The sequence below is a fragment of the Variovorax sp. VaC1 genome, assembly GCF_043658315.1.
Taxonomy (GTDB): Bacteria; Pseudomonadota; Gammaproteobacteria; order Burkholderiales; family Burkholderiaceae_C; genus Variovorax.
Genome location: NZ_JBIGLT010000007.1, coordinates 45,181 through 65,144, shown reverse-complemented (window position 1 = coordinate 65,144; position 19,964 = coordinate 45,181). Strand labels below are relative to the sequence as shown.

Sequence of the window (19,964 nt, the reverse complement as noted above, 5' to 3'; positions counted from 1 at the left end):
AGCCGAAAGCGGGATTTATCAGTGACAAAAATGAAGGTAATTGGCGCAAAGACGCCTGTGAGTTCAAAGGGTAGGCACTGATAGGGAGGCTTTCAACGCGGGATATATTTAACTTCTTAAATAAATCGACCTCCGCCGCAATGATCCTCCTGGCCTCCAACGAAAACCCCCTCGGCATGCCCGAATCGGCCCGCCGCGCGGCGGCTTCCGCGCTCGAAGGCGCGGGCAACTACCCCGACGCCAACGGCACCGCGCTCAAGAACGCGCTGGCCGCCAAGCTCGATGTGCCGGCCGAATGGCTCACGCTCGGCAGCGGGTCGAGCGAGATCCTCGAACTCGCGGCGCAGGTGAGCCTGAAGCCGGGCGAGGGCGTCGTCTATTCGCAGTACGGCTTCATCGTCTACGCGGCCGCCACGGCGCACGCCCATGCGCACGCCACCGTCGTGCCCTCGCGCGATTTTGGGCACGACCTGGACGCCATGCGCGCAGCCATCGGCGACGACACCAGGCTGGTGTTCGTCGCCAACCCCAACAACCCGACCGGCACCTTCATCGACGCTGCACCGCTGCTGGCCTTTCTGCAGTCGGTGCCCGCGCATGTGACGGTGCTGCTCGACGAGGCCTACACCGAGTACCTGTCGCCGGCGCAGCGCTACAACAGCGTCGAGTGGGTGCGGCGCCTGCCCAACCTGATCGTGACGCGCACCTTTTCCAAGGCCTTCGGGTTGGCGGGGCTGCGCATCGGCTACGGCGTGTCGCAGCCGGCGCTGACGGCACGCATGAACGCGCAACGCCCGCGCTTCAACGTGACGACGCCGGCCCAGGCCGCCGCCGTGGCCGCGCTGGGCGACGCCGAATTTCTTGCGCGCACTTATGAAGTCAACACCGCCGGGCGCGACCAGCTCGCGGCGGGCTTCACCGAACTGGGCCTGACGTACATCCCTTCGTCCGGCAATTTCCTGGCCGTGCAGGTCGGCGACGGCCAGGCGGTGCATGCGCGTCTGCTGGCCGCCGGCATCGAGGTCTCGCTGCTCGCCAATTACGGCCTGCCGCAATGGCTGCGCATCAGCATCGGCCTGCCGGAGCAGAACAAGGCCGTGCTGGCCGCGCTGCGCTGACCGACGCCTTCGCCATTGCTGCCCGGTCCCGAGCCCTGAGCCCCCAAGCCATTACCACCCGAGGAGACAAAGCCCATGAAACGCCGCCAGTTCGCAGCGCAGGCCGCTGCCGTCATCGCCACCGGGGCCATCGCGCCGATGGCTTTCGCGCAGCAGGACCGCACGATCCGCATCCTGGTCGGCTTTCCGCCGGGGGGCTCGGCGGACGTGGTGGCGCGTGTGCTTGCCGACAAGATGCGCGTGTCGCTGGGGCAGAACGTCATCATCGACAACAAGCCGGGCGCGGCCGGCCGCCTTGCGCTCGGTGAGCTGCGGCGCGCGGCACCGGACGGCAACACGCTCGCCTTCTCGCCCAGTGGCGCGATGGTGATCCACCCGTGGCTGTACCCGAACCTCGGCTACGACCCGGCGAAGGACTTCACGCCGATCTCGCTCGGCGGCACCTTCGACTTCGCGGTGACAGCCGGGCCCGGTGCGCCGCCCGGCGACCTCAAGGCCGTGCTCGCCTGGATGAAGGCCAACCCCGCCAAGGCCAACTACGCGACCTCGGGCGCGGGCACGGTGCCGCACTTCGCGGGCCAGTTGATCGCGCAGGCGGCCGGCGTGCCGATGATGCACGTGGCCTATCGCGGTGGCGCACCCGCCGCACAAGACCTGATCGGCGGGCAGGTGCCGCTGATGGTCGACACCGCCTCCGAAACCATCGAGCACCACCGCGCCGGCAAGGTGCGCATCCTTGCGGTGACGGGCGACCAGCGCAATCGCGCGCTGCCCGATGTACCGACGCTGAAGGAGGCGGGCCTCAATGTGACGGCCGATGCCTTCTTCGGCCTCTACGGCCCGCCGGGCATGTCGCCCGCACTGGTCGCGCGCATCGACAAGGCGGTGGCCGACGCGATGCGGATGCCCGATGTGCAGGAAAAGATCTACGCGCTGGGGCTGGTGCCCACGCATGCCGGGCCGGCTGAACTGGCGGCTACCCAGGCGGCGCATCTGAAGCGCTGGGAAATGCCGATCAAGAACTCGGGCTTCAAGGCGGACGCCTGAGATCTATTCGGATGTTGTTCAGGGCGGCGCTCACGCCGACGGGGTGCCTTGCTCCGCGAATGTCCCCCGGCCTGCGGCCTCCTCCTTTATTTCGCTGCGCAAGGCACCCCGCCAGCGTGAGCGTTGAGCAGTGCGGTGATTGATCGGCGAGCACAACGACAGCGCCTCTTGTGCGCAGGGCATCGGGTGCTCCCCGCAGCGAAATAAAGGAGGAGGCCGCAGGCCGGGGGACATTCGCGGAGGGGAGTACCCGGTGTCCTGTGCACACGCCCCGAATCGCCTAAATCAAACCTGCCCGCCGAGTTCCTTCGCCGCAGCACGCACAGGCTCGATATAGCGCTCGTCATAGCGATGCGTCGGCATCGTCAACGTGACCGCCGCGGCAAGGCTGCCATCGGCACGAAACACCGGCGCCGAAATGCCCGCCAGTTCGGCCGTGCGGTCGCCCACCAGCGCGCAGTAGCCCTGCGCACGAATGGTGTCGTACAGCTTGCGTTCCTTGGTGCCGCGCGGCCGCTCGGCCTCGGGCCCGAAGGCGATCAGCACGCGCGCGCCCGCGCCCCGGTCGTTGGGTAGCAGGTCACCCGCGCGCACGTGGTCGCGCACCACATGCGATGAGTCGACCCGGAACTGGCACAGGCGCACCCAGCTGTCGCCCGGGTCTTGCCGCACGTGGTATGCCGCGCTTTCGCCCGTTGCGGCGGCCAGCGAACGCAGCACGGGCAACACGATGCGGTCGAGCGACTGCGAGGCTGCATAGAGCCCGTGCAGTCGCGCGATTTCAGTGCCCAGGGCATAGCGCCCGTCGTCCTGCCGGCGGATGAGCCGCGCATGCTCGAGCGAAGCCAGCAGCCGCAGCGCCGTGCTCTTGTAGAGCTGCGTGCGCTCGGCGAACTGCGCAAGCGACAGCGCCTCGTCGCCCGGCTGGAAGGCCGAGAGCAGGCTCAACGCACGGTCGACCGCGGCCGCGCCGCCGGGGGCGGCATTGAGGTCGGAAACCGATTCGGTCTGGGCTTTGCGGGGCATGGCTTGGGCTTGACAGGGAAAGTCGAACGGCAGTCTAATTCTGTTTAACGGAATTTAGTTCTGCAGGACAGAACTGTCAAGCGATCAACACCAGATCGCTTCAAGGAGACAAAGTCGATGACACCCCCCGACGTCCTCATCAGCGAGGTCGGTCCGCGCGATGGCCTGCAATCGGTCAAGGCCACCATGCCCACGGCCGACAAGCTGCGCTGGATCGACGCGCTCCACGCGGCCGGCGTGCGCGAGATCGAGGTCGCTTCCTTCGTGCCCGCGAAGCTGCTGCCGCAGATGGCCGATGCGGCCGAGGTGGTGCGCCACGCCATCACGCTTCCCGGCCTGGTCGTGATGGCGCTGGTGCCCAACCGCAAGGGCGCACAGGCCGCGCTCGAAGCGGGCGTGCACAAGCTCACGATGCCGGTGTCGGCCAGCGTGGCGCATTCGCTGGCCAACGTGCGCAAGACGCCGACCGAGATGGTCGAGGAGGTGCGCGCCATCGCCGAGCTGCGCCGCGCCATCGCGCCGCATGTGAAGCTCGAAGCCGGCATCTCCACCGCCTTCGGTTGCACGCTGCAGGGGCTGGTGCCGGAAGACGATGTGATCCGCCTTGCAGCGCAATGCATCGAGGCCGGTGCCGACGAGTCGGGCCTTTCCGACACCGTGGGCTATGCCAACCCCGCGCAGGTGCGCCGGCTCTTCAAGCGCCTGCGCGCAGAGATCGGCGTGCATGCCGGTGCGGCCCACATGCACAACACGCGCGGCCTCGGCCTGGCGAACTGCCTGGCCGCGTGGGACGAGGGCGTGCGCACTTTCGACGCCTCGCTCGGCGGGCTCGGCGGCTGCCCCTATGCGCCCGGCGCCTCGGGCAATGCCGTGACCGAAGACCTCGTCTTCATGTTCGAGGCCATGGGCGTGCGCACCGGCATCGACATCCAGAAACTCATCGCGGCGCGCGCGCCGCTCATGGCCGGCCTGCCCGGCGAACCGGTCTACGGCATGACGCCCGAGGCCGGCCTGCCCAAGGGTTTTGTCCAGGAACACAACGCACATGTCTGAAGCGAATCCTCTTCCCTACGCCGGCGTCCGCGTCGTCGAGTTCACCCACATGGTGATGGGCCCGACCTGCGGGCTGCTGCTGGCCGACCTCGGTGCCGAGGTCATCAAGGTCGAGCCCATCGAGGGCGACAACACGCGCCGGTTGCTCGGTTCGGGCTCGGGCTTTTTCCCGACCTTCAACCGCAACAAGAAGAGCATCGCGCTCGACCTGAAAAAGCCCGAAGGCGTGGAAGCGGCGCTGCGCCTGATCGCCACCGCCGACATCGTGAGCGAGAACTTCAAGCCCGGCACGATGAAGAAGCTGGGGCTCGACTACGACACGCTTTCCAAGCTCAACCCGCGCCTCATCTACGTGAGCCACAAGGGCTTTCTGCCGGGCCCGTACGACCACCGCACTGCGCTCGACGAAGTGGTGCAGATGATGGGCGGCCTGGCCTACATGACCGGCCGCTCGGGCGATCCGCTGCGAGCGGGCACCAGCGTGAACGACATCATGGGCGGCATGTTCGGCGCCATCGGCGCGATGGCCGCGCTGCGCCAGCGCGACCTTACCGGCAAGGGCTGCGAGGTGCAGTCGGCGCTGTTCGAGAACAACGTGTTCCTCGTCGCGCAGCACATGATGCAGTTCGCCGCCACCGGCAAGGCGGCCGACCCGATGCCCAGCCGCATCTCGGCCTGGGCCGTGTACGACGTGTTCACCGTGAAGGACGGCGAGCAGATCTTTCTTGCCGCCGTGAGCGACAAGCAGTGGGCCATCTTCTGCAAGGCCTTCGGCCTCGAAGAGATGCTGGCCGATCCGCGCCTGAAGACCAACAACGACCGGGTGCTGGCGCGCGACTGGATGATGCCGATCCTGCGCTCGCACCTGGCGAACCGCAACGCGGCCGAACTGGCCGCCGTGTTCGAGCAGAACGAGCTGCCCTTCGCGCCGATCACGCGGCCGCAGGAGCTGTTCGACGACCCGCACCTCAATGCCACCGGCGGCCTTGCGCCGGTGCGCATGAACGACGGCAGCACCGCCAAGGTGCCGCTCATGCCGTTCACGCTCGACGGCGAGCGGCCCGGCATCCGGCTGCAGCCGCCGCACATCGGCGAGCACAGCCGCGAGCTGCTGAAAGAAGTGGGCTACAGCGATGAAGAGATCGCCGCCCTCGAGACACACCACATCACCCTCGGAGACTGACCCCATGTTTTCAACCACACGGCGCGCCTTGCTGGCGTGCGCCGCGGCCGCCGCATGCCTGAACGCCGCCCCCGCCCTTGCCGACACCGCCTGGCCCGAGAAGCCGGTGCGCCTCGTCGTGCCCTACACACCGGGCGGTGCCACCGACATCGTGGCGCGCCTGATCGCGCAGAAGCTCATCGACGACACCAGGTGGACCTTCATCGTCGACAACCGCGCGGGCGGCAACGGCAACATCGGCATGGACGTGGTGGCCAAGTCCAAGCCCGATGGCTACACCGTCGGCCTGGGGCAGACCGCCAACCTGGCGATCAACCCGACGCTGTTTCCCAAGATGCCGTACGACGCGCTGAAGGACCTGGTGGCGGTGTCGATCGTTGCCTCGCAGCCCGTGGTGCTGGTGGTGCGGGCAGACGCGCCGTTCAAGTCGCTGGCCGACCTCGTGGCTGCCGCCAAGGCCAAGCCGGGCGAGATCAAGCAGGCGCTTGCCGGCACCGGCACGCTGGGCCACATGGCCGGCGAGGTGCTCGCCAGGCGCGCGGGCTTCAAGGTGCTCAACGTGCCGTACAAGGGCGCCGCGCCGGCCATCACCGACCTGCTCGGCGGCCAGACCGACTACATGTTCGCCACGCCGCAGGGCGCGCTGGCCATGGTCAAGGGCGGCAAGCTGCGCGCGCTGGCCGTCACCTCGGCCAAGCGGCTGCCGGTGATGCCCGAGGTGCCGACCGTGGCCGAAAGCTACAAGGGCTTCGAGGCGGTGGACTGGAAGGCCATCGTGGTGCCCGCCGGCACGCCCGCCGACATCGTGAAGAAGCTCAACGCCGCGATCGACAAGGCGCTGGCCAAGCCCGCCACCATCTCGCAACTGCTGGCCGAGGGCAGCACGCCCGGCGGCGGCAGCCCGGAGCAGGCGGCGCAATACATCCGCTCGGAGCACGCGCGCTGGGGCGCGGCGGTGCGCGAGGCGGGTGTGCAGCCCGAATAAGAGCGGGCGCCGTTGCGGCGGGCGATATAGTTTCCGCCCCATGGACCGCCTGAAGCAACTCGAATCCTTCGTCTCGGTCGCGACCCGTGGCGGCCTTACCGCCGCGGCCAAGGCCGAAGGCGTGGCGCCCGCGATCATGGGCCGCCGCCTCGACGCGCTCGAAGAACGGCTGGGCGTCAAGCTGCTGGTGCGCACCACGCGCCGCATCACGCTCACGCACGAGGGCAGCGCCTTTCTCGAAGACTGCCAGCGCCTGCTGGCCGAGTTCGCGAATGCCGAAGCCAGCGTGAGCGCCGGTGGCATCAAGGCCAGCGGGCATCTGCGCGTGACGGCGCCGGCGGGCTTCGGGCGCCGCCACGTCGCGCCGCTGGTGCCGCGCTTTCATGCGTTGCATCCGGAAGTGACGATCTCGCTGAACCTCAGCGACCGCGTGGTCGACGTGACTGGCGAGAGCTTCGATTGCGCGGTGCGCGTGGGCGACCTGCCCGATTCGTCGCTGGTGAGCGTGCGGCTGGCCGACAACCGCCGGCGCTGCGTGGCGACGCCTGAATTCATCCGGCGGCACGGCATGCCGAAGCATCCCGGCGAGCTTTCGCGCTTTGCTTGCCTGACGCTGTCGAGCGACGCTTCGCAGACGCGCGGCTGGGCCTTTCGCATTACCGCCGAGGGCGGCGCACAAGAGCTGATTCACCTGCGCCCGAGCGGCCCGCTCGACTGCTCCGACGGGCAGGTGCTGCACGACTGGTGCCTGGCCGGCCACGGCATCGCCTGGCGCAGCACCTGGGAGGTCGAGGCCGAGATCGACGCCGGCCTGCTGGTGCCGCTGCTCGACGACTTCGCCGCGCCGCCCAACGGCATCTACGCGGTGTTCGCAGGCGCCAAGCACCTGCCGCTGCGGGTGCGACTGTGGCTTGATTTCCTCAAGGAGCAGTACGGAAACCCGGAATTCTGGGGAGGCAGGGCGTAGGGCGTTCGAGCGGCGGCACAATCTGTTTGCATTTGCAACCCACTGAGAAGAAAGCCATCGATGACGCTCGAAGCCATCCTCGCCTACCTGCACTTGCTGGCCATCCTGACGATGGTCGTCTTCATCTCCAGCGAGGCGGCGCTGTGCCGGGTCCAGTGGCTGAATGCCGCGGTGGTGGAGCGGCTGGCCAAGATCGACATGGTCTACGGCATTGCCGCCATCGCGGTGCTCGTGACCGGCATCGCACGCACCTGGTGGGGCGTGAAGGGCACGGCCTGGTACTGGACCAACCCGCTGCTGCACGTGAAGCTGGGGCTGTTCATCATCGTGGGCGTGCTGTCGATCTTCCCGACGCTCACGTATTTCCGCTGGCGCAAGACGCTGCGCGCCAGCGGCAAGCTGCCGGCCGAGGCCGAGATCAAGAAAACCCGCAAGCTGGTGATGGTGCAGGCGCACATCATTGCGGTGATCCCGCTGGTGGCGGTGTTCTTCGCGCGCGGCTTCGGCAAGTAGGCGGGCGGCCCCATGAAAAAGGCCCGCACGCGGCGGGCCTTTTTCTTGCGCCAGCTTCAGCGCGGCGCTGTATCAGCCCTTGGCTGCATCCGCTTCGCACTTCTTCATGAAGCTGTTCTTGGCGGCGCCGGCCAGGGCCTTGCCGTTCTTGTCGACGGCCTTGGCCGCGCAGGCGGGAGCCGCTGCAGCCTTGGCTTCTTTCTCGCACTTCTTGATCGAGCTGGCCTTGGCGGCACCGGCCAGGGCCTTGCCGTTCTTGTCGACAGCCTTGGCGTCGCAGCTTGCGCCAGCGGCGGGGGCGGCGGCCGCGGCAGGTGCTGCAGCTGGCGCGGCGGCCTTGTCTTGGGCCTGTGCGGCACCGAAGGAAAGGCATGCGCCCAGAACGACCAGGGAAAGGAGCTTCTTCATGATGGGATGTGTCCTTGCAAGGTTGGGTTGTGACAGGTGCCCCGCCCCGGGGCTGACCATCGTAACGGGCCAGGACAACGATCGGATGACGAACGTTAACGGTCCCCGGGTTTGCCCCCGGTAAAATTCGCAGATGCTATTGGTCAAACAGGAGCTGCTCGCGGCGCTCGCGAACACGCTCGAATCCCTCTCGCCCGGCGCTGGCTCCAAAGCCGCGTTCGAGTCGCCCAAGGTGGCAGCGCATGGCGATTTCGCCAGCACGGCCGCGATGCAGCTCGCCAAGCCGCTGGGGCGCAAGCCCCGCGAACTGGCCGAGCAATTGAGCGCTGCGCTGCTCGCCACCCCCGCTTTCGGCCAATGGGTCGAGGCGATCGAGATCGCCGGCCCCGGCTTTCTCAACATCCGCCTGAAGACGGCGGCCAAGCAGCAGATCGTGCGCGAGGTGCTGTCGGCCGGCGATACCTTTGGCCAGCAGCCCGCCACCGGCGAGAAGGTGCTGGTCGAGTTCGTCTCGGCCAACCCGACCGGCCCGCTGCACGTCGGCCACGGCCGCCAGGCCGCGCTGGGCGACGCCATCTGCAACCTGCGCGCCTCGCAGGGCGAGAGCGTGTGGCGCGAGTACTACTACAACGACGCCGGCGTGCAGATCCAGACGCTGGCCAACAGCACGCAGCTGCGTGCGCGCGGCTTCAAGCCCGGCGACGCCGAGTGGCCGAGCGGCGAGAAGGCCCCGGCCTACAACGGCGACTACATCGCCGAGATCGCCGAAGACTTCAAGGCGAAGAAGACCGTCAAGTCGGAAGACCGTGAAGTCACCGCCACCGGCGACATCGAGGACATCGACGCGATCCGCGAGTTCGCCGTGGCCTACCTGCGCCGCGAGCAAGACCTCGATCTGCAGGCCTTCCGCGTGCACTTCGACCAGTACTACCTGGAGTCGAGCCTCTACACCAGCGGCCGTGTCGAGGCCGCCGTGCAAAAGCTCGTGGCCGCCGGCAAGACCTACGAACAAGACGGCGCGCTGTGGCTGAAGTCGACCGACTACGGCGATGACAAAGACCGCGTCATGAAAAAGCAGGACGGCACGTACACCTACTTCGTACCCGACGTGGCGTACCACATCGCCAAGTGGGAGCGCGGCTTCCACAAGGTCATCAACATCCAGGGCACCGACCACCACGGCACCATCGCGCGCGTGCGCGCCGGCCTGCAGGCGGCGGGCGAGGGCATCCCCGAGGGCTACCCCGACTACGTGCTGCACACCATGGTGCGCGTGATGAAGGGTGGCGAAGAGGTCAAGATCAGCAAGCGCGCCGGCAGCTACGTCACGCTGCGCGACCTGATCGAGTGGACCAGCACCGACGCCATCCGCTTCTTCCTGCTCAGCCGCAAGCCCGACACCGAATACACCTTCGACGTCGACCTTGCCGTGACGAAGAACAACGACAACCCGGTGTACTACGTGCAGTACGCGCATGCGCGCATCTGCTCGGTGCTGGCCGGCTGGGGCGGCGACCGCGCCACGCTGGCGGGCGTCGACCTGTCGCCGCTCGAAAGCCCGGCGGCCCAGGCGCTGATGCTGCTGCTGGCCAAGTACCCGGCCATGCTCACCGCCGCGGCCAAGGATTTCGCACCCCACGACGTCACCTTCTACCTGCGCGAACTGGCCGCCTGCTACCACAGTTATTACGACGCCGAGCGCATTCTGGTCGACGACGAAGCGGTCAAGCTGGCCCGGCTGGCGCTGGTCGCCGCGACCGCGCAGGTGCTGCACAATGGCCTCGCGATTCTTGGCGTCAGTGCGCCGAGCAAGATGTAAACCTCACCATGAAGAAGACAACCAGACAACGCGGCAACATCGTCATCGGCCTGATCATCGGGCTGGTGCTCGGCCTGGGCGTCGCGCTGGGCATCGCGGTCTACGTGACCAAGGTGCCGATCCCGTTCGTGACCAAGACGCAGAAGGGCGGCGCCGAGCAGGACGAAGCCGAAGCCCGCAAGAACCGCGACTGGGACCCGAATGCGCCGCTGGCCGGCAAGGCCGGGGCGCCCAAGCCCGCGCCTGCCGCCACCGGCCCGGTCAACCCCGTCACCGGCGAGCCGGCGACGACCGCCGTGGCCCCGGCCACCATCCCGCCCACGACGACCGCGCCGCCGGTGCCCGTGGTGGTGGCACCCACCACCAAGCCGCCGCGCACCGCGCCCGTGCCGGCCGAAGCCAACGCGCTGCCGCCGTCGAACGATCCGCTGGGCGATCTCGCCCGCGCGCGTTCGGGTGGCGGTTCGGGCAGCAGCACGACCACGGCCTCGGCCGCCCCGAGCAGCCGCGCCAACAGTGCCGGCGGCACCGCCGCTTCGCCGGCGCCGGCCTCGGGTGCCGATCCGTTCATGTACTTCGTGCAGGCCGGCGCCTTCCGCACCACCGACGACGCCGAAGCCCAGCGCGCCAAGCTGTCGCTGATGGGCGTCGAAGCCAAGGTCACCGAGCGCGAGCAGGCGGGCCGCACGGTCTACCGCGTGCGCGCCGGCCCGTTCAACAAGAAGGACGACGCCGACCGGCTCAAGGAGCGGCTCGACGGCGGCGGCCTGGAATCGGCCTTGGTTCGCGTCCAACGCTGACAAGGTGCGAATAAACCTGCTGCGCCCCCCGATCTCGCACCTGCGGTCCTCACCGTACAAAGTACGGCTCCGGTCCTCGATGCAAGCTCGGCGCGCTCGCTACGGTTTCTTCACACCTTGTGGGTGAGGCGCTGCCACAAATAGCCCTTAAGCTTCGCCGCGCGGCGTTTGCCGCCACCATCCATGGCCTTGGGCGCGCCGGGAGCGGGGGAACTCCCCGCCGCGCGCCGGCTCAGTCTGCCGTACCAACAGGAGAACCCTTTCAATGAAACGTCGTGACTTTTCGCTGGCCGCCACTTCGCTCGGGCTGCTGTCCCTGGCCGCCAACCCGGCCTATGCCCAGGCGCGCGCGCCCAAGGCCGGCTCCGAGTACCTGGTGCTCGACAAGCGCGTGCCGGTCGATGCGCCGGCCGGCAAGATCGAGGTGGTCGAGTTCTTCTCGTACAACTGCCCGCATTGCAACGATTTCGAGCCGTCGCTCGAAGCCTGGATCAAGACCGTGCCGAAGGAAGTGGCCTTCCGCCGCATTCCGGTGCCTTTCGTGGGCAACGACGTCGAGGCCAAGCAGCGCCTGTACTACGCGCTCGAAGCCATGGGCAAGGTCGACGAATACCAGCCGAAGGTATTCAATGCGATCCACGCACAGCGCCAGAACGTGAACGGCGACGCCAACATCATTGCCTGGGCAGCGGCCAACGGCCTCGACGGCGCCAAGTTCAAGGAAGTCTTCACCTCGTTCGGCGTGGCCAGCAAGGCCAAGCGCGCCTCGCAGATGACCGACGCCTACAAGGTGGCCGGCGTGCCGGCGATGGCCGTGGCCGGCCGCTGGTATGTGGATGGCGAAACCGCCGGCAACATGACCAAGGTGCTGCAGGTCGTCAACTACCTGATCGGCGAAGCAAAGAAGGGCTGAGCCTTACTCACCTCGGGCTGCGCGCACTTTGCGGCGCAGCGCCGAGCCCCTCGAAGGGGCAACACCTGCGGTCCGGCGAGCCGGTTCCGCGGTGTTCCTGGAGACGATCCAGGAAGGAAAGTCAAGCCCGCTTCGGCGGGCTTTTTCATCTGAGCGTGCGGGGCTGACGCAATCAGCCGCATACAATGCCGAGCAAGTTTCGTGCCTCTATGACATTGCACTCTTACCCCACCACCCCCTTCCTTCTCCGTCGCATCGGCCGCCTGGCCCTCGGCGCGCTGTTGCTGGCCGGCCTCGCCTCGGGCGTGCAGGCCGAGACCGCCGACCGCTCCAAGCCGATGAACATCGAGTCCGACTCGATGCGCTACGACGACCTGAAGCAGACGAGCGTGTTCACCGGCAACGTGCTGGTAACAAAGGGCACCATCATCATCCGCGGTGCGCGTCTCGATGTGCGCCAGGACCCGGAGGGTTACCAGTACGGCGTGGTCACGGCAGCCCCGGGCAAGCGTGCTTATTACAAGCAGAAGCGCAATGCGCCCGACGAGTGGATCGAGGGCGAGTCCGAAGTCATCGAGTACGACAGCCGCGCCGACAACGTCAAGTTCATCCGCAATGCCGAGATGCGCCGCCTGCTCGGCTCGACGCCGAACGACGAGAGCCACGGCGCCCTGATCGTCTACGACCAGAGCAACGACACCTACACGGTCAACGGTTCCACCGTGCCGCCGAACACGGCGGTCAACGCGTCGTCCCCGACCGGCCGCGTCAAGACCATCCTCACCCCCAAGGCCGCCCCGGCGCCCGCGGCCGGCGCCTCCGCCCCGGCCGGCGCGAAACCCGCGGCTCCGGCGCCCACCCCGGCACCGGGCAAGGGCCTGCGTTCGACCACCACGCTCGGTGGCGAGGGAGAAACCCGCAAGTGATCGAAACCGCTGGAACACAGGACGCCAACGGCACGCCGGGCAGCCGCTTGGTCGCGCGCGGCCTGAAGAAGACCTACGGCAGCCGCACGGTGGTCAAGGACGTCTCGCTCGACGTGCAGAAGGGCGAAGTCGTCGGACTGCTGGGGCCGAACGGTGCCGGCAAGACCACCTCGTTTTACATGATCGTGGGCCTGGTGCGTGCCGACGCCGGCGACATCACGATCGACGGCGAGCCGATCGCCCACATGCCGATCCACCGCCGCGCCCGCATGGGCCTGAGCTACCTGCCGCAGGAGGCCTCGATCTTCCGCAAGCTCACGGTCGAGGAAAACGTGCGCGCCGTGCTGGAGCTTCAGAGCGAGCCCGACGAAAACGGCAAGCTCGTGTCGCTGTCGAAGGCGCACATCGAAGAGCGCCTGTCCGAACTGCTGGCCGACCTGCGGGTCGACCACCTGCGCGATTCGCCGGCGCTTGCGCTGTCGGGCGGCGAGCGCCGTCGCGTCGAGATCGCGCGCGCGCTGGCGACCCAGCCGCGCTTCATCCTGCTGGACGAGCCCTTCGCCGGTATCGACCCGATCGCGGTCATCGAGATCCAGCGGATCATCAGCTTCCTGAAGGAACGCGGCATCGGCGTGCTCATCACCGACCACAACGTGCGTGAAACGCTGGGCATCTGCGATCACGCGTTCATCATCAGCGACGGGCATGTGCTGGCACAAGGCACACCCTCGGAGATCGTCGACAACGCCGAAGTACGCAGGGTGTACCTGGGCGAACACTTCCGGATGTGATCGTGCGGCGAGGGTCAAGGATGAACGTGGCCGTCATCCGAGCGGAGCTCCTGCGCGGAGGGTGTCGCGCACGGCCGCCCGAAGCGGCTTGCCCGCTACCGGCAGGGGAGTGGCATGGCGCAAAGCGCGCAGCCTGGGGGGGAGCCGTTTCCTCATGAAGCAAGGGCTGTCCCTTCGCGTCTCGCAGCATCTCGCGCTCACCCCCCAGTTGCAGCAGTCGATCCGGCTGCTGCAGCTCTCCACGCTCGAACTGAGCCAGGAGGTGGAGCAGATGCTCGACGAGAACCCGTTCCTCGAACGCACCGCGGAAGAAGCGGCGCGCGAGGAATTCGGGCTCGACGCCGTCGACACGCCGGTCCCGCGCGATGAAGCGGGCGAGGCCGGCGAAGGCGACTTCTCCTCCGCGCCCAGCGCCAGCGCAACGACCGCGTCCACCGACACCGCCTCGGCAGCCGACACCGACGGCCCCGCCGCCGAGATCGCCGAGCGCGAGCCCGACTGGGAGGGCGACGGCACTGTCGACATGGCACCGGACGACAGCGAGTGGGGCAGCGACGCACCCGCGCGCCAGAACAACCTGGGCGACGACGAACGCGCCGACGCCACCGAGCTCGCGCGCAGCCAGGAGTCGCTGCAGTCGTTCCTGCACCGCCAGGCCCTGAGCCTGCGCCTGGGCGAGAACGACAGCGCCGCGCTGCGCTTTTTGATCGAATCGCTCAACGACGACGGCTACCTCGAAGACTCGCTGCCGGCCCTGGCTTCGGGCCTGGCGGGCGACGACAACGACCAGTTCGACGACCTCGTGCACCACTTCCAGGTGGCGCTCGGCCTGCTGCAGAGCCTGGAGCCCGTGGGCGTGGGCGCGCGCGACCTGGGCGAGTGCCTGTGCATCCAGCTGCGCGCGCTGGCCGCCGAAGACGCGGGCGAAGACGAAGAACTGGCGCAGGTCTACAAGATCGCCGTTGCCATCTGCAAGCAGCCGATGGAGCTGCTCGCGCGGCGCGACTTCAAGCGTCTGGCCACGCTCACCCGCAGCAGCGAAGAGCTGGTGCGCTCGGCGCTGCAGGTCATTGCGCGGCTCGAACCCAAGCCGGGGCGCCGCTTCGTCGACGTCGAGCGCAACATCGTCATTCCCGACGTGATCGTCACCAAGACCGGGCGCGGCACCAACGTCAAGTTCCGCGTCATGCTGAACCCCGAGGTCATGCCGCGCCTGCGGGTGCACGACATCTACGCCGGCGCGCTGAAGTCGCACAAGGGCGAAGGCAGCCAGGCGCTGTCGCAGCGGCTGCAGGAGGCGCGCTGGTTCATCAAGAACATCCAGCAGCGCTTCGACACCATCCTTCGCGTGAGCAACGCCATCGTCGAGCGGCAGAAGAGCTACTTCGTGCACGGCGAGCTGGCCATGCGGCCGCTGGTGCTGCGCGAGATCGCCGACGAGCTGGGCCTGCACGAATCGACCATCTCGCGCGTGACTACCGCCAAGTACATGGCCACGCCGTTCGGCACGGTCGAGCTCAAGTACTTCTTCGGCTCGGCGCTCGGCACCGAGACCGGCGGCAATGCGTCGAGCACCGCGGTGCGCGCGCTCATCAAGCAGTTCGTGAGTTCCGAGAGCATCAAGAAGCCACTGTCGGACAGCCAGATCTCCGAGATGCTGAAAGAGCAGGGCATCGAATGCGCGCGGCGCACGGTGGCCAAGTACCGCGAGGCGCTGCGCATCGCGCCCGCGAACCTGCGCAAGGCTTTGTAGAAAGCCGCCGATGGCTCGTCGCCTGCTGTCGCGTTGTGGGCACTGGGTTTTCGCCATGGCGGCCGTGCTCCTGTTTGCTGGCTGCGCCACCTTGCCCGACGAGGCCCCGCGCCCGCCCACCAAGGCCATGGCCGTCTCGGCCGACACCGCGCTCGGCAAGATCGCGCTGGCGTCGCAGCCCGACCCCGACCTGAGCGGCTTTCGCCTGATGCCCGGCGGCGACTTCGCCTTCGACACGCGCATCCAGCTCGCGCGCCGCGCCCAGCGCTCGCTCGACGTGCAGTACTACCAGATCGAGAACGACGAGACCGGCCGCTACCTGCTGCGCACCCTGCGCGATGCGGCCCAGCGCGGCGTGCGCGTGCGCCTGCTGATGGACGATCTCTACACCTCGGGCGAAGACGAACTGCTGCTCGGCCTGGCCGCCACGCCCAACGTGGAGCTGCGCCTGTTCAACCCGTTCCCGGCCGGGCGCGGCAGCCTGCTCAAGCGCTTTACCGCCTCGCTGTTCGACTTCGAGCGGGTCAACCGCCGCATGCACAACAAGCTGTTCATTGCCGACGGCGCGATGGCGGTGGCGGGGGGGCGCAACATCGGCAACCAGTACTTCACGCGCACTTCGGGCGAGAACTTTCTCGACCTCGACACCTTCGTCACCGGTGCGCTGATTCCGCGCCTTGGCGTGCTCTTCGACCAGTACTGGAACAGCGTCTATGTGCGGCCGATCCAGTCGGTGGTGACCAGCGGGCTGTCGCGCGAAGAACTGCAGAAGCGCTTCGACGCCGCCACTGGCCCCGACACCACGCCGCCGCCGCCCAAGCCCGCGCCCAACGACGTGCTCGGCTACAGCCCGATGGTCGAAGACCTCGACGCCGGCAAGCTGGGCCTGATCTGGACCACCGCCGAGGCCTACGCCGACTCGCCCGACCGCGTGATCGGCAAGACCGCGTCGTACGGCGGCGTGCCGCTGCTGGACGTCGACAGCGTGCGCTACAACGTGGTCGAGCAGATGCGCCGCGCGCGCTCCGAGGTGACCATCGTCTCGCCCTACCTGATCCCCGGCGCCACGGGGCTGGAGGTGATGCGCGAGATCCGGGGGCGCAACGTGAAGATCAGCGTCGTCACCAATTCGCTGGCTGCAACCGACGAGCCGCTGGTCCACACCGCCTACCGGCGCTACCGGCCGGACATGCTCCGGCTGGGCGCCGATCTTTATGAACTGAGTTCGACGCGCACGCGGCGCAGCGTGCGGCTGGGGCTGTTCGGCACCTCGGTCGGGCGGCTGCATGCCAAGTCGGCGGTGATCGACCAGCGCATCCTGTTCGTCGGCTCGATGAATTTCGACCCGCGCTCCGAGTCGCACAACACCGAGATCGGGCTGTTCATCCGCAGCCCCGAAATGGCGCAACAGACGCTCAAGCTGATCGATGTGCTCAAGCAGCAGGGCGCCTACCGGCTGCGCTTTGCCGAAGGCAGCGATGGCTCGCGCATCGAGTGGGTCAGCGAAGAGGCCGGCAAGACCACCGTGCTGCACGAGGAGCCCGATTCGGGCTTCTGGGACCGCACGATGCTCGAACTGCTGGCGCCGCTCACGCCCGAGAGCCTGCTTTAGCCGCGCGGGCGCCGCCGGGTCGGCTTCTCTTCAGTTGCCGCCGCGCACGGCCGACCACACCAGCCGCAGGCCCAGGAGGCCCATCACGCCGCCGGCGGCCCGGTCGATCCAGGCCTTGTAGCGCAGGTAGGCGGAACGCGGCGCCGCCGATGAGAGCGTCAGCGCGACGATGGTGTACCAGCCCGTCTCGATGCAGAAGATGACCGCGGGCACCGCCAGCGCCAGCACCAGCGGCACCTCGCGCGGCAGGAAGGCCGCGAAGATGCTCGCGTACACCACCGCCGTCTTCGGGTTGCTGACCTGCGTTGCCAGGCCCAGCAGGAAGGTGCGTCCGCCCCGGCGGTGCTGGCGCGGGGAGTCGCCGGCGTCTGCCGCCACGTTCAGCGGTTGCCGCGCCCCGCGCCAGATCCGGATGCCCAGGTAGATCAGGTAGGCGCCGCCGAAACCCTTGATCGCCAGGTAAAGGCCGGGCACCGCCAGGAACGCGGCCTGCAGGCCGGCCAGCGCGGCGATCGCGAAGACCAGGCCGCCGGCGCCCATGCCCAGCGCCGCCGCCAGCCCGTCACCGCGCGAGGCCACGGCCGTGCGCGCCACCATGACGAAACTGGGGCCGGGGCTCATCGCGCCCACGGCCATCGCGCCGGCGATACCTAGCAGGGAAAGGGTGTTGTTCATGGGTTCTGGCTCCTGGTAGTGCTTTGAAATGCGAGAACAACGTGCAGAAATGCACGCTCATCGGGGCATGAAAAGTAAACTGTAAGTAGTACTTTGGTTTCTTTTCATTTACATTTTCTCCATCGGACCCCGCGATGCGCAAAATGAAAAACCTTCTACTTCTCGCCGTCTGGGCCGTGGTCCTGTCGTTTCTGCTCGGTTTTTTCTACTGGAGCGACGCGCCGGTTTCCGAGCAACTGATCTTCGGCGCGGTGATGACCCTCGTCACGGGCGCCTGGATGCTCGCGCTGCTCAACCTCCCGCGTGCCGCCGCTGCCGTTCGCCAGCGCTTGAAGTCGTCCAGGGCTTCGGGCGGCCGCCTGGGGCAGAACGCCCGCAAGAGCGTCGCCAGGTAAGAAGCCCGCCCGGGTGCGCCGCACTGGCCGGCTTACGGCTGGACGTTGACCGCCTCCACCTGCACCAGCAGCTTCACCTTGTTCTCGAAGCCGAAGTTCAGGCCCCAGGTGATGCCCCAGTCGCTGCGCTCCACCGTGGTCTCGAAATCGCCGCCGCACACCTGGCGGTTGATCAGCGGGCTCAGGTAGCAGTTGAAACGCACGGCCTTCAGCGTCACCGGCCGTGTCTGCCCCATCAGGGTGAGCGTGCCTGGCACGTCGACCACCTTGTCGCCGCTGAAGTCGATGCGGTCGGCCACGAAGCGGCCGGTCGGAAATTCCGCGACGTTGAAGAAGTCCTTGCTCTGCACATGCCGGTTGAGCAGGTCGACGCCGGTGTTGATGGAACTGATGTCCATCGTGATGTCGACCTTGCCGCTGGTGCCGGTGTCGTCGATCCGCACCGAGCCGTCCTTGGTGCTGAAGCGCCCCCGGTTGGTGGTGGTGCCGTAGTGGCCCATCTCGTACATCACGAAGGTGTGCGTGGGGTCGATCACGTAGTTGGCGTTCTTCACCGGCCCGCCCGAGGGCTTGGCGGCCACCGCCGGCGCGGTGTATTCCTGTGCCGTCGCCAGCGTGGCGGCCGTGGCCGACAACGCGGCGGCAAGGAGGATAAGCTTTTTCATGGCGGTGGATGTGAGTGTCATGAAAGTGTTCTGCTGAATGAAAGGGGGCGACCCGTCGGCGCGGCGCTTCACAGCGGCCCCAGGCCGGCGAGCGTGAACTTGAAGCGCACCAGCACCTCGTTGGCGACCACCGAGGTGTCGGTCCATTCGCCGTCGCCCACCCTGTAGTCGAGCCGCTGGATCGTAAAGCTTCCGGTGGCCACCGCGTAGTTGCCGCCGGCCGCCACGATGCCGACCGGCACCGTCACGGCGCGCGCCACGCCCTTGATGGTGAGCTTGCCCGTCATCTCGAACTTGCCGTCGCCCAGCGCACGGATGGCGCTCGACTGGAAGCTTGCCTGCGGAAAGTGCGCGGCATCGAACCACGGCTGCTTGGGCAGTTCGGCATCGCTCATGGGCACGCCGAAGCCGGCGCTGGCCGTGTCGATCTGCAGCGCGACGCTGCCGCCCTCGGGCTTCTTCGGATCGAAGGCGACCTGCGCATCGAACTTCTTGAAGCTGCCTTCCACCGGCACGCCCATCTGCTTGCTGACGAAGGTGACCTGGCTTTTGTCGGCCACCAGCCGCGTGGCCGCGGGTTCGGCGCCGGCGGGCGTGGCCGCGGCGCACGCGAATGCGAGCGCCACGAAGGGCGGGAGATGGAAGAGGCGCTTCATCCGGCGGATTCCTTGCGTGGCGCGGGCCACATGCGTTTCAACAGACCGTCGCGGTCGATCCAGTGGTGCTTGAGTGCCGCCGCTACGTGCAGCAGCGTGATGCCGGCCAGCGTGAACGCGCTGCCCTTGTGCAGCGGCTTGAGCACGGCTTCGGCGAAATCCTTGTCGAGCGGCACGAAGTCGGGCAGCGGCAGCACGCCGAACCACACGACCGGCACGCCGAGCGCCGAGGTGTAGGCCCAGCCGAGCAGCGGCACCGCGAAGAACAGCAGGTACATCAGCACATGGCTGGCCCGGTGGCCCGCGACCTGCCAGCCCGGCATGGCCGCCGCCACGGGCGCGGGCAAGGCCGGCGGCCGATGGCCCAGCCGCCACAGCAGCCGCAGCGCCGACAGCAGCAGGATGGCGATGCCGGCCCATTTGTGCCAGCTGTAGAGCTTCAGCCGAAGCGGCGAAAACGGCAGGTCCGTCATGTAGATCCCCACGCCGAGCGAGCCCACGATCATGGCCGCCAGCAGCCAGTGCAGCACGATCGCGACCATGCCATAGCGTTGGCCGGGCGCATCGGCGGCGGGGAGTGGGGCGGGTGTGTCGACGGACATCGGGGGCAGGGCAGGCGGCCTGTGCGCGGAGCATATCCCGGAAGTTTCGACGCCATC

Annotated in this window: 20 protein-coding genes and 1 pseudogene; 15 read left to right on the top strand and 6 right to left on the bottom strand. The window is 67.9% G+C overall.

The annotated features are described in order from the left end of the window. Positions 1 to 134: 134 nt before the first annotated feature. Positions 135 to 1,118, top strand: a pseudogene (gene hisC, locus ACGLHS_RS25870) (histidinol-phosphate transaminase); the annotation flags it as partial. Between the two features lie 75 nt (positions 1,119 to 1,193). Next, positions 1,194 to 2,165 carry a Bug family tripartite tricarboxylate transporter substrate binding protein gene (locus tag ACGLHS_RS25865; protein ID WP_394484443.1) on the top strand — a complete coding sequence of 324 codons (972 nt, stop codon included), beginning with the start codon at positions 1,194 to 1,196 and terminating at the stop codon, positions 2,163 to 2,165. A 285-nt stretch (positions 2,166 to 2,450) separates the two neighbouring features. Here ACGLHS_RS25865 and ACGLHS_RS25860 read toward each other — a convergent pair whose 3' ends face one another. After that, positions 2,451 to 3,191, bottom strand: a complete 741-nt coding sequence (locus ACGLHS_RS25860; RefSeq protein WP_394484441.1) for an IclR family transcriptional regulator — start codon at positions 3,189 to 3,191, stop codon at positions 2,451 to 2,453. 117 nt (positions 3,192 to 3,308) lie between these two features. Here ACGLHS_RS25860 and ACGLHS_RS25855 point away from each other — a divergent pair, with 117 nt between their 5' ends. The 5 genes from ACGLHS_RS25855 to ACGLHS_RS25835 are packed head-to-tail and all read left to right on the top strand — an operon-like array spanning position 3,309 to position 7,892. Next, positions 3,309 to 4,244: a hydroxymethylglutaryl-CoA lyase gene (locus tag ACGLHS_RS25855; RefSeq protein WP_394484439.1), complete on the top strand. Its 936-nt coding sequence runs from the start codon at positions 3,309 to 3,311 to the stop codon at positions 4,242 to 4,244. After that, positions 4,237 to 5,427 (top strand): CaiB/BaiF CoA transferase family protein, encoded by a 1,191-nt coding sequence (locus ACGLHS_RS25850; protein ID WP_394484437.1) that lies wholly within the window; start codon positions 4,237 to 4,239, stop codon positions 5,425 to 5,427. The genes ACGLHS_RS25855 and ACGLHS_RS25850 overlap by 8 nt, the downstream gene beginning before the upstream one ends. A gap of 4 nt (positions 5,428 to 5,431) precedes the next feature. Beyond that, positions 5,432 to 6,412, top strand: a complete 981-nt coding sequence (locus tag ACGLHS_RS25845; protein WP_394484435.1) for a Bug family tripartite tricarboxylate transporter substrate binding protein — start codon at positions 5,432 to 5,434, stop codon at positions 6,410 to 6,412. 40 nt (positions 6,413 to 6,452) lie between these two features. Next, positions 6,453 to 7,379, top strand: a complete 927-nt coding sequence (locus ACGLHS_RS25840) for a LysR family transcriptional regulator (protein ID WP_093246250.1) — start codon at positions 6,453 to 6,455, stop codon at positions 7,377 to 7,379. 60 nt (positions 7,380 to 7,439) lie between these two features. Further along, entirely contained in the window at positions 7,440 to 7,892 is a 453-nt protein-coding gene (locus ACGLHS_RS25835) for a DUF2214 family protein (RefSeq protein WP_093246249.1), read from the top strand. Between the two features lie 72 nt (positions 7,893 to 7,964). Here the strand turns inward: ACGLHS_RS25835 and ACGLHS_RS25830 are convergent, their stop codons facing one another. Further along, positions 7,965 to 8,300 (bottom strand): hypothetical protein, encoded by a 336-nt coding sequence (locus tag ACGLHS_RS25830; RefSeq protein WP_394484432.1) that lies wholly within the window; start codon positions 8,298 to 8,300, stop codon positions 7,965 to 7,967. 133 nt (positions 8,301 to 8,433) lie between these two features. Between ACGLHS_RS25830 and argS the strand changes: the two genes are divergently transcribed. From argS to ACGLHS_RS25795, 7 genes are all read left to right on the top strand, one after another. Then, complete coding sequence (gene argS / locus ACGLHS_RS25825; RefSeq protein WP_093246247.1) at positions 8,434 to 10,119, top strand: arginine--tRNA ligase; 1,686 nt, start codon at positions 8,434 to 8,436, stop codon at positions 10,117 to 10,119. A gap of 8 nt (positions 10,120 to 10,127) precedes the next feature. Then, a complete protein-coding gene (locus ACGLHS_RS25820; protein ID WP_394484429.1) occupies positions 10,128 to 10,919 on the top strand; it encodes an SPOR domain-containing protein in 792 nt (263 codons plus the stop codon). Between the two features lie 265 nt (positions 10,920 to 11,184). Further along, on the top strand, positions 11,185 to 11,832 hold the full coding sequence (locus tag ACGLHS_RS25815) for a thiol:disulfide interchange protein DsbA/DsbL (RefSeq protein ID WP_394484427.1): 648 nt from the start codon (positions 11,185 to 11,187) through the stop codon (positions 11,830 to 11,832). Positions 11,833 to 12,041: 209 nt separating this feature from the next. Continuing rightward, positions 12,042 to 12,758: a lipopolysaccharide transport periplasmic protein LptA gene (gene lptA, locus ACGLHS_RS25810; RefSeq protein ID WP_394484425.1), complete on the top strand. Its 717-nt coding sequence runs from the start codon at positions 12,042 to 12,044 to the stop codon at positions 12,756 to 12,758. Further along, complete coding sequence (gene lptB / locus ACGLHS_RS25805) at positions 12,755 to 13,549, top strand: LPS export ABC transporter ATP-binding protein (protein ID WP_093246243.1); 795 nt, start codon at positions 12,755 to 12,757, stop codon at positions 13,547 to 13,549. The genes lptA and lptB overlap by 4 nt, the downstream gene beginning before the upstream one ends. A 154-nt stretch (positions 13,550 to 13,703) precedes the next feature. Beyond that, the gene (gene rpoN, locus ACGLHS_RS25800; protein ID WP_394484423.1) at positions 13,704 to 15,302 is read left to right on the top strand and encodes an RNA polymerase factor sigma-54; all 1,599 of its coding nucleotides are present in this window, start codon (positions 13,704 to 13,706) and stop codon (positions 15,300 to 15,302) included. A 10-nt stretch (positions 15,303 to 15,312) separates the two neighbouring features. Next, complete coding sequence (locus ACGLHS_RS25795) at positions 15,313 to 16,914, top strand: phospholipase D family protein (protein WP_394484421.1); 1,602 nt, start codon at positions 15,313 to 15,315, stop codon at positions 16,912 to 16,914. A 30-nt stretch (positions 16,915 to 16,944) separates the two neighbouring features. Here the strand turns inward: ACGLHS_RS25795 and ACGLHS_RS25790 are convergent, their stop codons facing one another. Further along, complete coding sequence (locus ACGLHS_RS25790) at positions 16,945 to 17,589, bottom strand: LysE family translocator (protein ID WP_394484419.1); 645 nt, start codon at positions 17,587 to 17,589, stop codon at positions 16,945 to 16,947. Between the two features lie 143 nt (positions 17,590 to 17,732). Here ACGLHS_RS25790 and ACGLHS_RS25785 point away from each other — a divergent pair, with 143 nt between their 5' ends. Beyond that, positions 17,733 to 17,984, top strand: a complete 252-nt coding sequence (locus tag ACGLHS_RS25785; protein WP_143012579.1) for a hypothetical protein — start codon at positions 17,733 to 17,735, stop codon at positions 17,982 to 17,984. A 32-nt stretch (positions 17,985 to 18,016) separates the two neighbouring features. Here ACGLHS_RS25785 and ACGLHS_RS25780 read toward each other — a convergent pair whose 3' ends face one another. From ACGLHS_RS25780 to ACGLHS_RS25770, 3 genes are all read right to left on the bottom strand, one after another. Beyond that, positions 18,017 to 18,649, bottom strand: coding sequence for a YceI family protein (locus tag ACGLHS_RS25780; protein ID WP_093246488.1), 633 nt, complete (start codon positions 18,647 to 18,649; stop codon positions 18,017 to 18,019). Between the two features lie 68 nt (positions 18,650 to 18,717). Next, on the bottom strand, positions 18,718 to 19,305 hold the full coding sequence (locus tag ACGLHS_RS25775) for a YceI family protein (RefSeq protein WP_394484416.1): 588 nt from the start codon (positions 19,303 to 19,305) through the stop codon (positions 18,718 to 18,720). Next, complete coding sequence (locus tag ACGLHS_RS25770; protein ID WP_093246237.1) at positions 19,302 to 19,907, bottom strand: cytochrome b; 606 nt, start codon at positions 19,905 to 19,907, stop codon at positions 19,302 to 19,304. Before ACGLHS_RS25770 ends, ACGLHS_RS25775 begins: the two co-directional genes overlap by 4 nt. Positions 19,908 to 19,964 lie beyond the last annotated feature (57 nt).

Bases quoted from the DNA above. Each gene is read 5' to 3' on its own strand.
- ACGLHS_RS25865 (WP_394484443.1), top strand. From the start codon at position 1,194: ATGAAACGCCGCCAGTTCGCAGCGCAGGCCGCTGCCGTCATCGCCACC.
- ACGLHS_RS25860 (WP_394484441.1), bottom strand. From the start codon at position 3,191: ATGCCCCGCAAAGCCCAGACCGAATCGGTTTCCGACCTCAATGCCGCC.
- ACGLHS_RS25855 (WP_394484439.1), top strand. From the start codon at position 3,309: ATGACACCCCCCGACGTCCTCATCAGCGAGGTCGGTCCGCGCGATGGC.
- ACGLHS_RS25850 (WP_394484437.1), top strand. From the start codon at position 4,237: ATGTCTGAAGCGAATCCTCTTCCCTACGCCGGCGTCCGCGTCGTCGAG.
- ACGLHS_RS25845 (WP_394484435.1), top strand. From the start codon at position 5,432: ATGTTTTCAACCACACGGCGCGCCTTGCTGGCGTGCGCCGCGGCCGCC.
- ACGLHS_RS25840 (WP_093246250.1), top strand. From the start codon at position 6,453: ATGGACCGCCTGAAGCAACTCGAATCCTTCGTCTCGGTCGCGACCCGT.
- ACGLHS_RS25835 (WP_093246249.1), top strand. From the start codon at position 7,440: ATGACGCTCGAAGCCATCCTCGCCTACCTGCACTTGCTGGCCATCCTG.
- ACGLHS_RS25830 (WP_394484432.1), bottom strand. From the start codon at position 8,300: ATGAAGAAGCTCCTTTCCCTGGTCGTTCTGGGCGCATGCCTTTCCTTC.
- argS (WP_093246247.1), top strand. From the start codon at position 8,434: ATGCTATTGGTCAAACAGGAGCTGCTCGCGGCGCTCGCGAACACGCTC.
- ACGLHS_RS25820 (WP_394484429.1), top strand. From the start codon at position 10,128: ATGAAGAAGACAACCAGACAACGCGGCAACATCGTCATCGGCCTGATC.
- ACGLHS_RS25815 (WP_394484427.1), top strand. From the start codon at position 11,185: ATGAAACGTCGTGACTTTTCGCTGGCCGCCACTTCGCTCGGGCTGCTG.
- lptA (WP_394484425.1), top strand. From the start codon at position 12,042: ATGACATTGCACTCTTACCCCACCACCCCCTTCCTTCTCCGTCGCATC.
- rpoN (WP_394484423.1), top strand. From the start codon at position 13,704: ATGAAGCAAGGGCTGTCCCTTCGCGTCTCGCAGCATCTCGCGCTCACC.
- ACGLHS_RS25795 (WP_394484421.1), top strand. From the start codon at position 15,313: ATGGCTCGTCGCCTGCTGTCGCGTTGTGGGCACTGGGTTTTCGCCATG.
- ACGLHS_RS25790 (WP_394484419.1), bottom strand. From the start codon at position 17,589: ATGAACAACACCCTTTCCCTGCTAGGTATCGCCGGCGCGATGGCCGTG.
- ACGLHS_RS25785 (WP_143012579.1), top strand. From the start codon at position 17,733: ATGAAAAACCTTCTACTTCTCGCCGTCTGGGCCGTGGTCCTGTCGTTT.
- ACGLHS_RS25780 (WP_093246488.1), bottom strand. From the start codon at position 18,649: ATGAAAAAGCTTATCCTCCTTGCCGCCGCGTTGTCGGCCACGGCCGCC.
- ACGLHS_RS25775 (WP_394484416.1), bottom strand. From the start codon at position 19,305: ATGAAGCGCCTCTTCCATCTCCCGCCCTTCGTGGCGCTCGCATTCGCG.
- ACGLHS_RS25770 (WP_093246237.1), bottom strand. From the start codon at position 19,907: ATGTCCGTCGACACACCCGCCCCACTCCCCGCCGCCGATGCGCCCGGC.